This is a genomic window from Micromonospora sp. NPDC005257 (genome assembly GCF_042872445.1).
Taxonomy (GTDB): domain Bacteria; phylum Actinomycetota; class Actinomycetes; order Mycobacteriales; family Micromonosporaceae; genus Micromonospora.
The window spans coordinates 128,132-140,973 of the sequence record NZ_JBIAKL010000009.1 but is presented as its reverse complement, the minus strand read 5'-3'; the positions used below and the strand labels follow the sequence as shown (position 1 = coordinate 140,973).

13 protein-coding genes are annotated in these 12,842 nt (G+C 73.6%); 6 read left to right on the top strand and 7 right to left on the bottom strand.

All coding sequences use genetic code 11. From position 1 onward, the window contains the following. Position 1: 1 nt before the first annotated feature. The 7 genes from ACFYO8_RS20070 to folP form a co-directional block, all read right to left on the bottom strand. A complete protein-coding gene (locus tag ACFYO8_RS20070) occupies positions 2-493 on the bottom strand; it encodes a hypothetical protein (protein WP_354868904.1) in 492 nt (163 codons plus the stop codon). 83 nt (positions 494-576) lie between these two features. Next, on the bottom strand, positions 577-879 hold the full coding sequence (locus ACFYO8_RS20065; RefSeq protein ID WP_269703652.1) for a hypothetical protein: 303 nt from the start codon (positions 877-879) through the stop codon (positions 577-579). A gap of 60 nt (positions 880-939) precedes the next feature. Continuing rightward, complete coding sequence (locus ACFYO8_RS20060; RefSeq protein ID WP_354868907.1) at positions 940-2,166, bottom strand: ABC transporter permease; 1,227 nt, start codon at positions 2,164-2,166, stop codon at positions 940-942. A gap of 113 nt (positions 2,167-2,279) precedes the next feature. Continuing rightward, positions 2,280-2,768 carry a DUF3180 domain-containing protein gene (locus ACFYO8_RS20055; RefSeq protein ID WP_120574102.1) on the bottom strand — a complete coding sequence of 163 codons (489 nt, stop codon included), beginning with the start codon at positions 2,766-2,768 and terminating at the stop codon, positions 2,280-2,282. An 85-nt stretch (positions 2,769-2,853) separates the two neighbouring features. Then, positions 2,854-3,381: a 2-amino-4-hydroxy-6-hydroxymethyldihydropteridine diphosphokinase gene (folK, locus tag ACFYO8_RS20050; protein WP_354868909.1), complete on the bottom strand. Its 528-nt coding sequence runs from the start codon at positions 3,379-3,381 to the stop codon at positions 2,854-2,856. Next, entirely contained in the window at positions 3,378-3,737 is a 360-nt protein-coding gene (folB, locus tag ACFYO8_RS20045) for a dihydroneopterin aldolase (protein ID WP_354868911.1), read from the bottom strand. The genes folK and folB overlap by 4 nt, the downstream gene beginning before the upstream one ends. Continuing rightward, on the bottom strand, positions 3,734-4,675 hold the full coding sequence (folP, locus tag ACFYO8_RS20040) for a dihydropteroate synthase (protein ID WP_354868914.1): 942 nt from the start codon (positions 4,673-4,675) through the stop codon (positions 3,734-3,736). The genes folB and folP overlap by 4 nt, the downstream gene beginning before the upstream one ends. A gap of 358 nt (positions 4,676-5,033) precedes the next feature. Between folP and ACFYO8_RS20035 the strand changes: the two genes are divergently transcribed. From ACFYO8_RS20035 to ACFYO8_RS20010, 6 genes are read left to right on the top strand one after another with little or no spacing between them, the layout of a single operon-like run. Beyond that, positions 5,034-5,348 (top strand): hypothetical protein, encoded by a 315-nt coding sequence (locus ACFYO8_RS20035; protein ID WP_354868917.1) that lies wholly within the window; start codon positions 5,034-5,036, stop codon positions 5,346-5,348. Positions 5,349-5,360: 12 nt separating this feature from the next. Next, positions 5,361-5,723, top strand: coding sequence for a hypothetical protein (locus tag ACFYO8_RS20030; protein WP_354868919.1), 363 nt, complete (start codon positions 5,361-5,363; stop codon positions 5,721-5,723). A gap of 49 nt (positions 5,724-5,772) precedes the next feature. After that, complete coding sequence (locus ACFYO8_RS20025; protein ID WP_354868921.1) at positions 5,773-9,153, top strand: ATP-binding protein; 3,381 nt, start codon at positions 5,773-5,775, stop codon at positions 9,151-9,153. A 1-nt stretch (position 9,154) separates the two neighbouring features. Then, positions 9,155-11,116, top strand: a complete 1,962-nt coding sequence (locus ACFYO8_RS20020; protein WP_357708568.1) for an MFS transporter — start codon at positions 9,155-9,157, stop codon at positions 11,114-11,116. Then, complete coding sequence (locus ACFYO8_RS20015; protein ID WP_354868927.1) at positions 11,113-11,673, top strand: hypothetical protein; 561 nt, start codon at positions 11,113-11,115, stop codon at positions 11,671-11,673. The genes ACFYO8_RS20020 and ACFYO8_RS20015 overlap by 4 nt, the downstream gene beginning before the upstream one ends. Continuing rightward, complete coding sequence (locus tag ACFYO8_RS20010; protein WP_354868929.1) at positions 11,670-12,842, top strand: M23 family metallopeptidase; 1,173 nt, start codon at positions 11,670-11,672, stop codon at positions 12,840-12,842. Before ACFYO8_RS20015 ends, ACFYO8_RS20010 begins: the two co-directional genes overlap by 4 nt.

The window sequence follows — 12,842 nt, the reverse complement described above, 5'->3', positions numbered from 1 at the left end:
CTCAGGCCCGGCCGCCGAGGCTGGCCAGGCCGACGATCCAGCCGGCGAAGAAGCCGTACGTGACGCCGGTGCTGGCCGCCTGGAACGAGGCATACAGCGAGCCGTGCGGGCCGAGGAGCGTGGCGAGCAGGGCACTGAGCCCGGCGGCGAGCGCGTACGCGCCCCAGCCGGAGAGGAACTGGCTGCCCGAGGACGTCACCCGGTCGACCTGCGGGCCGGGCAACAGGTAGAGCAGCACCGCGGCCAGCACGAGGAGCAGGATCGCCCGCAGATTGGTGGCGAACACGCCCTCGTCGGCCTGCCACCGCCAGGACGGCCAGGCGAGCAGCCGCAGGAACCAGCCACCGGCCCCGGTCGGGTCGGTGCCGCGCTGCGCCCAGTCCACGTACATCGGGCTGCCGCCGACGGCGACGAGCAGGAACGCGGCGAGCATCCCGGTGCCGGCGGCCGTGCCGTACCGGGAGACGGTACGAGGGCGGTTGCTCAGAGCCATGCGACGGTCAGTTCCCGGCCGGTCCCGCCGGGCAAACCTGCGTAGGCGGGCGGCCGGCGTCGGCCGGCGGGCCGTCATCGACCTCAGTGCTTCATCAGGTAGTCGATGAAGGCGGCGCGCAGCAGTGGCGCGGACTCGTCGTAGCCGTGCCCGGTCAGCTCACGCCAGAGCGCGTTCGCCTCGTCGATGGTCGGGCCGATCGAGTTCGGCGCCCCGTCCAGCGCGGCGGCCTCGTCGGCGTTCGGCAGGTGCCGCAGGACCGACCAGAAGAAGCCCACGTCGCGGCGCTCGCGCGCCAGGTTGAACGCCTGCTCGCGCAGTTCCTCGGTGGAGAGCTTGTCGAGCTCGTCGAAGGTGCGGCCGCCGGGGGCAGGAGTATCGGTCATGCCGCCGAGCCTAACCGCAGAGATCAGTCCCGGCGTGCGGGACGCACGGCCACCGCCGGGTCAGCGGTCGTCGGCGTCCCAGCGCCGGGGTTCGCTGTCCCAGCGCGGGGCCTCCCAGGCCTCCACCGGGGTGTCGTGCTCGCGTACCGGCAGCACCGACGGCCAGGTGTCGCCCGGCTGGGGCGCCGGGGTCATCGTCCAGCCGCCGCTCGACGCGCCGTCCCGGGCCGAGCGGACCGGGACGGGCCCGACCGATGCCGCCGGTCGCGGCCGGCCGAACGTCTCGACCAGCCGGGTGACGAGCAGGCCGACGCCGAGCACGGCACCGCCGAGCGCCCACCGGCTGATCGTCCAGCCGTACGGCACGGTCCAGGCCAGGAACACCACCACCAGGCAGACCGCGAACAGGGTGCCGAAGATGCCGCCGCGCCGCCCGTAGGCGCTGGTGCCAGCGAGCATCGCCGTGCCGATCGCCAGTACGGTCCAGTCCAGTCCGGTGCCGGGCGCGACCTGACCGTCCCCGTTCGCCGCGATCAGCACGCCGGCGAGCATCGCCAGCACGGTGGACCCGACGAGCGCCAGCGCGGTCACCGTGGCGGCCACCGCGCCGCGCCGCCGGGCCGGGTCGGCGACCGGCCGGAACCGGCCGATCAGCCGGCGTACCGGCTTCATCGCGGCGAACAGGCCGCCGAGGACGGCCACCGCGGCGAAGCCGACGAAGAAGTACAGCGCGCTGCGGCGGGGGTCGTAGTCCCCCTGCACGGTGATCGGACCGGTCCGCCGTTCCAGGTAGACGATCACGCCGGCCGCCCCGGCCAGGCTCGCCGCCCAGCCGGGCACGTGCAGCACCACGACGGCCAGGGCGAGCGCCAGCCCGGCCGCCGCCGCCACCCCGAGGGCCGGCAGCAGCGCCTCCCGCACGCCCCGGTCGCCCTGCTCGGCGAAGTGCAGCGCGGAGGCCAGCGCGACCGGGCCGACCGCCAGGTTCACCGCGCCCGCCCGCAGGCTCAGGCCGGCTCCGAGGGTGAACAGGCCGAGCGCGGCCACGTCGACGAGCAGCGTCTTCAGGGCGGTGCCGTGCAGCGCGTCCGAGTCCTCCCGCCAGAGCAGCCAGGCCATCGCGACCAGCGCGGCCAGCAGCACGAACTCCCAGAGCACGTGCACCGCGATCCGGTCCCGGCCGGGCTCGCCGTGCGCCGGGTCGTCGAAGACGTTCTCCAGCACGGCAGCGGGCACCCCGGACGACGTCTCCGGCGGCGCTGTCCGGCCCGCATCGTCGTACGCCATTGGCTTGCGCCTCCCCAGGTGGCCGCGTCCGGCCCACGGGCGGGCGGACCGGTGGCGGCCGTCGCTCTCCGGTCGCCAGGGACGGTACCGCCGGGCCGGGGTGGGGGGAACCCTCAGAGACGGCCGCGGGGCGTCTCCCGGTCGCCCGGCTCCCGGTCCTCGTCGTCCTCCTGCTCCGGGACCCGGCAGGAGCGTTCCAGCCAGAGCGCGGCCGCGACCAGCGCGAGCGCGGCGATCAGGCCGCCGAGCGCGGCGGGCCGGTCGCCCACCGCCGCGTTCGTGCGCTCCACGAACAGCCAGCCGGTCAGCCCGGCGTAGAAGCCGGCGAAGATGGCACCGGCCAGCGCGGACGCCTTGGCCAGCACCACGAACCGGGCCACCAGCAGCGGGTTCACCGGCTCCCGGCCGGGCCGCCGCTCGATCCGGCCCCGGGTGTTGACCGCCGCGTAGCCCTCCAGCACGGCCAGCCCGGCCAGCGTGATCACCGGCAGCCAGGGCAGGTCGGGCGCGAAGTCGTAGTAGAAGCCGCTGATCAGCAGCCAGGCCACCGCGGCGGCGGCCAGGCCGGCCACCACCAGGGTGGAGGCCCGGGTCGGACCCATCCGGAAGCGGTCGGGCCCCTGCGGGGAGCGCGCGGTGCTCACCGCGCCTCCTCGGCTCGCGACGGCGGGGCCGCACTCCAGCGGGTCATGTTTCCGACTCTAGCGTCAGATCGGGCCGAGGGCTCAGTTCCAGGGCGTCCCCGGCCAGCGGCTCGGCGTTGAGCAGGTCGGTCAGCCAGCCGTGCCCGGGCAGCCGGCCGTGCGGCTCGATGTCGATCCACGGGCGCAGCACGAAGGCGCGCAGGTGGGCCCGGGGGTGCGGCACGGTCAGCTCGGGGTCCTCGCGGAGCACCGGCTCGCCGGCGTCGTCCCAGACCGCGATCACGTCCACGTCCAGCGTGCGCGGCCCGTACCGTCGTCGCGGGTCGCGGTCGCGCCCGGCCGCCGCCTCCGCGGCCCGGGCGCGGGCCAGCCAGTCCTCCGGCGCCGCCGCCGGGTCCGCGACCATCACCACCGCGTTCAGGTACGCGGGCTGGTCGGCGTCCCCCCACGGTGGAGTCTCGTAGACGCCGGAGGCCAGCAGCACCCGGTCGCCGAGCGCGGCCACCGCGCCACGCAGGTGGCCGAGGCGGTCGCCCAGGTTGCTGCCGATCGACAGCACGGCCCGGGTCACCTGGTACGCCGCATCGTGACGGCCACGTCCCGGAAGGCGTGCGGGATCGGGGCCTCGGGCTTGTGCACGGTCACCGTCGCGGCGTCCACCAGCGGCTCGGCCAGGCAGACCGCGAGCAGCCGGTCGGCGAGTGTCTCGATCAGGTTCACCGGCTCACCGGTGATGACCGCGACCAGACGGTCGGCCAGCTCGCCGTAGTGCACGGTGTCGGTCACCTGGTCCGATCCGGCGGCCGGGCCGAGGTCCAGTTCGAGCACCGCGTCGACCACGAACTCCTGCCCCTGCGCGCGCTCGAAGTCGTAGACGCCGTGTCGGCCGTGCGCGCGCAGGCCGGTCAGCTCGATCCGGTCGGTCACCTGTCGCCTCCGCTCGGGCCGGTGGCCGTTTCGGCCGGCCGCGTGCCGCCCGTGGCCGTTTCGGTCCGCCACGCTGTCGCACGCCGGGTGCCGGTCGCGGTGGCGAGCCGAGGGCTGCCGGTGGCCCGCCAGACGGCGAGCGCGTCGGCGGTGCCGCGGACGTCGTGCACGCGTACCCCCCAGGCGCCGGCCGCGACGGCGAGCACGCTCGTGGCGACGGTCGCGGCCTCCCGTCCGGCGGTGGGCCGGGGTTCGCCCGCCGGGTCGGCGAGCAGCCGGCCCAGGTAGGACTTGCGGCTGGCCCCGAACAGCACCGGGAAGCCCAGCTCGACCAGCTCGGGAAGGCGGGCGCTGAGCGCCCAGTTGTGCGCGGCGGTCTTGGCGAAGCCCAGGCCCGGGTCGACGATGATCCGGTCGGCGGCCACCCCGGCGGCGAGCGCGGCGTCGACGCGGCGGCTCAGCTCGTCCCGGACGTCGGCCACCACGTCGGTGTACGTGGCCAGCTCGCGCATCCCTCGGGAGTGCCCCCGCCAGTGCATGAGCACCCAGGGGCAGCCCGCGTCGCGGACCACCCGGGCCATGTCCGGATCGGCGAGGCCGCCGGAGACGTCGTTGACCGCGTACGCGCCGGCGGCGAGCACCGCCTCGGCGACCCGGGCGCGGCTGGTGTCGATGCTGACGAGGATGTCGGCGGCGCTCAGCTCGCGGACCACCGGCAGCACCCGGGCGGTCTCCGTCTCCGGGTCGACCCGGTCGGCGCCGGGCCGGGTGGACTCGCCGCCCACGTCGATCAGGTCCGCGCCGTCGCCGCGCAGTCGCACCCCGTGTGCGACGGCCGCGTCCAGATCGGCGTATCTGCCGCCGTCGGAGAAGGAGTCGGGCGTGACGTTGAGGACGCCCATCACCACCGGGTTCTCCGCCCGTACCAGATCGGTCACGGCCCGACAGTACCGTTCGCCGCCAGGGCTTCCGGCCACCGGGCGAACGCGGAACGTGGCACCCCTGACGTGCGCATTGGAACAGGTGTACGATCGGACATCCGGGCCTTCGGAGGTCGAGTCTTCGCGGCTTGTCGCAATGGTGGGCGGGCCGTACGCTTTGGAATTGCCCAGCATGGAGATGGCGAAGCCTGGAGGGAGGGCCGAAGCGGGAAGAATCCCCCCAAAACTCACCACTCTACGTGATGGGTGACGGACTCAGCGTTGACGGCGCTGTCTCTGACGAGCACCATCCCGCCAGGCTTGCCTACTTGCACCAACGCGGCGCCGCCGGCCGCGACCTTGGGGAGGTTTTCCAGTGATCGCCATCGAGCTCATGGCAACGGCGTCCAGTGCCGTGGACCACGCGCTCCACACCCTGGCGTCGACTCCACTCGCCGAGCCGGCCCCGAAGGGCATCGACACCGACAACGTCGTCACCTTCTTCGCCAGCAAGGTCGCGCCGATCCTGCTGGCCGTCCTCGGGGTGATCTTCATCGGCCGGGCCAGCCGGGGTGAGATCTCCAAGGTCCTGACCAGCTCGGCCATCGCCATCATCGGCCTGGCCTTCATCGCCGGGGCGGCAACACTCTTCTTCGTCGGCGACTACCTGATCAACCTGATCTTCGAATAGGCGCGGGCGACGATGCGGCTGCGCACCGACGACGACATCTACCGGGCACGCCTCGTCTACCTGGGGCCGCCCGGGTACACCCTTCCCGTCCACCTGCCGTACGCCCAGTACGGCCTGTTCATGCTGCTCGTACCCCTCTACATGTTCATCCACTGGTTGCTCACGCTCCAAGTCGAGCTGTTCCCCGCCTGGGAGATCTCGCTGGCGATCGTGACGACCTCGTTCATCTTCCGGTACGTCGACCCGGACCGGCCCGCGCGCATGGTCATCCGGACCGCGCTGACCGACTGGCGACGCACCCGGGAACCGGCCACCGAGCAGCGGGATCCGCGGCTCGTCGCGAGCCGGATCAGGATCCGGGAGGAACTGGCATGACTGGGCGTACGACAACCGTGCAGACGAACGACGCGGGTGAGGCGGTCGCATGAGTCGCTCTTCCACGCCGGGTTCCCCGGCCGGGCGCCCGGCCGGGCCCAACGGTAACCGTGCGCGATCACTCGACTACCCGCCGGACGAGGATCTGGACGAGGTGGTCCTGGACAGCGCGCTCGTCACCAGCCCCGGGCACGGCCGCGTCGGTGTCTTCCAGCCGCCACGCCCGATCACCCCGCGTGAGCCGGTACGCCCCGACGGCGACATCGACTCGCCCTTCCTCGACCTGTTCGGCGGCGCGCAGCCCCGGCGGCGACCCGCCGCGTCCGCGCCGCCCACGCCGGTCGAGCCGGTGGTGGCACCACCACGCCGCGGCGTCGGCCGCGAGCCCCTGCCGATCCCGCACCAGCCCGCCGTGCCGGTCGAGCCGGCGCCCCGGGCCGCACCGGAGCCACCAGTCCGCGAGCAGACCCCCGGGGTACGCGCGGTCCTTCGCCCCCGGCCCGAGCCCGCACACGCCGCGCCGCTACCGGTCGAGCCGTCCCTGCCCGAACCGCCCGCCGTGCTCGCGCCGCCGCCGCCCTCCCGGAGCCGGGTGCCGCAGCAGGCCGGTGACCGGCTGCCCGTGCTCCGGCCCCCGGCCGAACCGGAGCCGGCGCTGCCGCCGCCCCCGCAGATCCCCGCGCCACCCGTGCCCGCCCCGGCCGAGTACCGGGAAGCGGACCTCGCCCCGGCGGAGACGATCGCGGCCGGCGCGGCACCGTCACGCGAGGTGGGTCGTCCGGCGCACCGCGAGGTGACGCCACCCCGGCAACGCACGCCGGAACGCCGCAACCGGCCGGCCAAACCGGCCCGGGTCCGCGCCCCGAAGATCAAGTTCGGCGACCGGGACCCGTCGGTCGAGCTGGCCATCACCGAGATCGCCGGCCACCTCACCTTCACCCCCAACACGGTCACCGCCTGGTACTGGCTGCCCGAGGTGCGGTGGGCGTTCCGGCCGGACGCGGAACGCGAGGCGCTGCTCTCGGCGATCTCCGAGCAGTACGCCGGCCTCGCCGGGTTCCGGCTGCACCTGCGCCGGACCACCCGGCCCTTCCCGGCCGACGAGTGGGCCCGCACCATCGACGCGCACACCGCCGCACCGCTGCCCGACGTGCCGGGCACCACCGGCTGGGCCGACCACCTGGTCGCCGCCCAACGGCACCTGATGGCGGTCAACCACGCCGAGGGCCAGACCTACCTCGGTGTCACGTTCGCCCGCCGGTCACTCGGCGACTCGCTCACCGAGCGACTGCTGCGTACGTTCGGCCGGGGCACCGCCGACGGCGAACGGCGCCGGCTGAGCCGTACCGTCGAGCAGTTCGACGAGGTCCTCGGCGCGTTCGGCATGCGCGGGCGGCGGGTCAGCGCGCCCGAGCTGGAATGGCTGCTCTACCGCTCGGTGGCGCTGTGCATGGCACCGCCCGGCGTGCTCTCCCCCATCACGAACGGCCGGTGGGAACGCGGCGACCTGCTGGCCCTCACCGAGCAGGTCGAGCGCTACCGCACCCCGTACGGCTCGACAGTGAAGCTGGTCAACCGGATGACCGGCGAGGAGCGCCACGTCGCGGTGCTCGCTGTCGGCCGGATGGAGCCGCTGGAGATCCCCGAGCGGCACGAGCCCTGGCTGCACTTCCACGAGCGGCTGCCGTGGCCGATGGAGCTGTCCACCCGGGTCGACATCCTCGGCCCCAACGACTCCTTCCGGAACCTCGAACACCGCCTCCGGATGATCCGCTCCCAGCAGCTCGACTACGCCGAGCACGGCATCGACGCGCCACCGGAGCTGGAACGACTGGCCAAGCGCGCGCTGGTGATCGGCGACGAGATGACCACCGGTCTGCCCGTCGACTCGGCCCGGGCACACGGCTGGCACCGGGTCGCGGTCGGCGGCCGGACCCGGGAGGAGTGCCTGGAGAGGGCCCGGCGGCTCATCCAGCTCTACTCCCGCGAGCTGCGGATCTCGCTCCAGCACCCGAAGAACCAGGACTGGCTGGCCCGCGAGTTCATCCCCGGCGAGCCGATCGCCAACACCGGCTACGTCCGGCGGATGCCCGTCAACCTGCTCGCCGCCGCGCTGCCGCAGGCCGCGTCCACCGTCGGCGACCGGCGCGGCGACCTGATCGGGCGCACCGCCGGCACCTGCCGCCGGCCGGTCTTCCTCGACCTGCACTTCCCGATGGAGGTACGCGAGCGCTCCGGCCTCGCCGTCTTCGTCGCCGAGCCCGGTGGTGGCAAGTCGACGCTGCTCGGCGCGCTCGGCTACCTGGCCGCGCGCCGTGGCGTGCAGGTGACGCTGCTCGACCCGTCCGGCCCGCTGGCCCGGCTCTGCGCCATGCCCGAGCTGGCCCCGTACTCCCGGGTGCTCAACCTGACCGGCTCGGAGCAGGGCACGCTGGCGCCGTACGCGCTGATCCCGACGCCACTGCGCAGCGAGTTCGCCGGCGGCGCGGCGGGCGACCGCGAGTTCGAGATCGCCGTGTCGAACGCCCGCGCCGAGCGCCGGATGCTGGTGCAGGACATCTGCATGATGCTGGTGCCGCCGCAGGTGGCCCGGGAGGCGTCCACCGCCACGCTGTTCCGGCACGCCGTACGCCAGGTGCCCGCCGAGGAGACCTCCACGCTCGACGACGTGGTCACCTGCCTGCAAGGGCTCGACGACGACGCCGGCCGCGAGCTGGCCCACCTGCTGCTCGACACCGCCGAGATGCCGCTGGCCATGCTCTTCTTCGGCCGGCCGCCGGAAGGGCTGCTCGGCGCCGACGCCGCGCTCACCGTCATCACCATGGCCGGCCTGCGGCTCCCCGACCTCAAGATCGAGCGGGAGTACTGGTCGGCTGAGGAGGCCCTGGCGCTGCCGATGCTGCACACCGCGCACCGGCTCGCGGTACGCCGCTGCTACGGCGGGTCGATGTCCTCCCGGAAGCTGGTCGGTCTCGACGAGGCGCACTTCATGGAGGGCTGGCGCTCCGGCCGGTCGTTCCTGGTCCGGCTCGCCCGCGACTCCCGCAAGTGGAACCTGGCCGCGCTGGTCGCCTCGCAGAACCCGAAGGACATCCTCGGCCTCGACGTGCAGAACCTCGTCTCCACCGTCTTCGTCGGCCGGATCGCCGAGGACAGCGAGATCGCCTCCGAGGCGCTGCGCCTGCTGCGGGTGCCTGTCGACGACGGGTACGAGGCGACACTCGCCTCGCTCTCCCAGGCCGACAGCGGGTCGGCCAACCGGCTCGGCTTCCGCGAGTTCGTCATGCGCGACGTCGACGGCCGCGTGCAGAAGGTCCGGGTCGACGTGTCGTACGTCGACGGGCTGCTGGAACACCTGGACACCACCCCCGCCGCGGCCGCCCAGGCCGCCGGGATACTGCCGACCGTCCTGGCTGATCTGGAGGCGTGACATGGCGAGGGCCCGGGCACGGATCGCGGCGCTCCTCCTCGCGCTCGGCGTACTCGCCGGGGCCACGATCTCCTGGCCGGTGATCGGGGCGGCGACACCCGCGTACGCCGCCGCGCCGGTCGCCCAGGCGCGCGCCGAGCTGTGCAGCACCAAGGAGTGGCAGACGGACTTCCGGTCCTGCGTCGGCAAGCTCAAGGCCGTCAGCGAGGACCAGGTCGAGTGCCGCAACGCGCCGGTGCCCGCCGCGCCGGACTCGGGCCTGGCCGGCTGGTTCGCGTCCCGGCCCGACTCGGCGAAGGAGCCCGGCCCGAGTGGCCTCTACAGCCGCTACGGGTACTCGGGATACAGCTACAACACGTACGACATCGACGGCGGCTGCGCCTCCTCGGTGCTGCATCCGGACTACCGTTTCACCACGATGGTCGCCAACGGCGAGTTCATGTTCGCCAACGCGGTGATCGGGGCCTCCAACGCGCTGCGCGAGCGCGCCTGGGATCCGCGGACGATGTGGAGTTGGGCCGATCCGCTGGTGGATCAGGCCACGAAGGCCGTCTACCAGAAGGTGTTCAGCGTCTTCGGCATCATCACCGTCTGCGTGGTCGGTCTCTACCTGCTCTGGCGGTCCCGCCAGTCGGACATGAGCAACGCGATGACCACGGCCGGCTGGGCGCTGCTGGTGATGGTGGCGGTGACCGCGCTGGCCGCCTGGCCGGTCAAGTCCGCGAACATCGCCGACAGCACACTGATCACCACGCTGGGCGTGGTGCACGACGCGGTCGGCCCCTCATCCAAGACCGTCCCGCCGGACAAGTGCGCGCTGCCGAACCCGAGCGCCTGTGTCGACAAGCGGCCACCCGCCGTGCGCGCCAGCGACACGGCGACCGAGACGATGCTCTACCGCAACTGGCTACGCGGTGTGCTCGGCTCGGCGGACAGCGAGACCGCGAAGAAGTACGGCCCTGCCCTCTACGATGCCAAATCTCTGACCTGGGGCGAGGCGGAGGCTATCCGGTCCAAGCCGGCCACCCGCGATGTCGTCATCAAGGGCAAGCAGCAGCAGTGGGCCAAGGTAGCCGAGCAGATCAAGACCGAGGATCCGGAGGCGTACGAGTACCTTCAGGGCACCCGGGACATGGACCGGATCGGTGCCGGATTCATCGCGGTGCTGGCCTCGGTGCTGTTCGCCATGTTCGACCTCACCGCGTCGCTGCTGGTGCTGCTCGGCTTCCTGATCTTCCGCTGGGCGGTGATCGCCGCGCCGATCCTCGGCACTGTCGGCCTGATGCGCCCGGCCAGTGCCGGCCTCCGGCGGCTGGCGAACGCGGTGGTCGCCGCCGTCTTCAACATCGCCATCTTCGGCACCGGCGCGGCCATCTACCTCTTCGCCGTCGACCTGATCATGAACACCGCCACGCTGCCCGGCTGGCTCCAGGTGGTCCTGGTCTGGCTCTGCGGGGTGGTCGGCTGGTTGCTGCTGCGCCCGTACCGCCGGATCACCCAGCTCGGCGGCAAGGACAGCAGCGAGGCGGTCAGCTCGGCCGGGTCCTGGCACCGCCGGTTCTTTCGGGACATGCGTATCGCCGCCCGGCTGGACGTGGCCGAGCCCGGCGGCACCAACGAGCCGGCGATCGGCAAGCGCCGCACCGTCACGGCCGACCAGCGCAGCCTCCGGCCGGAGGCCCGGCACGAGGATCCGGCGCACAGCGCCACACCCGCCGAGCGGGAACGGCCGGACGGACGGGAACGGCCGGACGGACGGGAACGGCCGGAGGAGCCGCCCGCGACCGGGCGACCGGGCGGGCGTCCCACCGCCACGCCCCGGCCTCGACGCGCGCCGTCGACCTGGACCGAGCCGGACGTGCCGGAGGAGTCACCCTCCTACGCCGTCTACCGGCCGGACTCGGCGGGCCGCGGCACCTCCCCGGCCCGGCCGGCGCCGCGCATCCGCTCCGAGGCCCGGTGAGTCCGGTGCGGCGGGCGCTGGAATTCCTCTTCACCCGGGTTCTCCGGTCCCGGATCGGTGTCGCCCTGGTGATCGCCGTGCTGGTGTTCGGGGTGATCGGCGCGGCCCGTCTGGTCGCCGGGCCGGGCGACACCGGCCCCGGTCTGACCAGCCGCCCCACCCAGCCGGTCAGCACGGCCGACCCGGCGGTCGGTGACGACGGCGTGCTGTCCAGCCCGCCCGCCGCTGTCGCACCCAAGGTCCGGCCGGGCGAGGCCACCCCGGAGCAGATAGCCGGGCGGTTCACCACGGCGTGGCTGAGCGGGCCGGGCAGCAGCGGCGACGCCTGGCAGGCCCGCCTGCGGCCACTGTCCACCCCGGCGCTGGTCGAGAAGATGACGGGCGCCGACCCGGAGACGGTGCCCGCGCGGAAGGTGACAGGCGCCCCGACGCTCCGGCCCCGCACCGAGTCCTTCGTGGAGGCGCTGGTTCCGCTCGACAACGGCACGCTCCGGCTCGAACTCGTCGCACCGGACGGGCCCTGGCTGGTGGACGCGGTCGACTGGGAGCGGTCGTGACCGCCGGCCCGGCCGCCGGAGAGGTCCGCCGGAAGCTGCGCCTCGGCGTGGTCGCCGCCGCCGTGACGAGCGTGCTCGCCCTGCTCTGCTGCGTCGGTGGCGCCGGCGCCTTCCTCCTCACCGAACTGGGCGGCGACGAGGACGACCCGAAGCTCGCGGCCCTGAACTGCGACCCGGCCTACCAGGTGAACCTGACCGGGGACATGCCGCGCCTCGCCGAGTACGGCGAGCGCCAGCTACGCAACGCCGCGGTCATCATCAAGGTCGGCCAGGACATGAAACTCCCTGCCCGCGGCTGGGTGATCGCGCTGGCCACCGCGATGCAGGAATCAGCGCTGCGCAACCTCGCCAACACCACCGTCCCGGCGTCGCTCGCGCTGCCACACGAGGGAGTGGGCGCCGACCACGACTCGCTCGGCCTGTTCCAGCAGCGGCCCGGGTGGGGCAGCGTCGAGCAGCGGATGACGCCCTCGTACGCGGCCCGCAAGTTCTACCAGAAGATGGAGAAGGTGCCGAACTGGCAGCAGCGCCCGCTCACGGTCGTGGCCCAGCAGGTCCAGGTCAGCGCCTACCCCGACGCCTACGCCAAGCACGAGGAGTTGGCCGGACGCATCGTCGACGAACTCGCCGGAGGCGCCGCCCGCACCGTCGAGATCGCCGGCAAGGCGGTGTGCGACGCCGCCGCCGGAGACCGGATCGCCGCCTCCGGCTGGACCGCCCCGCTGCCCGGCGGCGTGGTCTCCGGCTTCCGCACCACCGCCCGTCCCAGCCACCAGGGTGTGGACCTGGCCGCGGCCAAGGGCACCCCGATCCACGCCGCGTCGGCGGGCCGGGTGCTGGTGGCCCGCTGCGACCCCGACAATTCCGGACGGCGGGACTGCGACCGGGACGGCTGGCCGGACAAGGGCGGCTGCGGATGGTTCGTGGACATCCTGCACGCCGGCGGGTTCATCACCCGCTACTGCCACATGGTCGAACGACCCCGCGTGGTGCCGGGCCAGGCAGTCGCGGCGGGCGAGGTCATCGGGGTCTCCGGCAGCAGCGGCAATTCCTCCGGCCCGCACCTGCACTTCGAGGTGCACCACAACGGTGACCGGTCCAGCAACGGGGCGGAGAACCCGGTGCCCTTCATGCGTAAGCGGGGCGCACCCCTCGGTGAGACCGGGTGA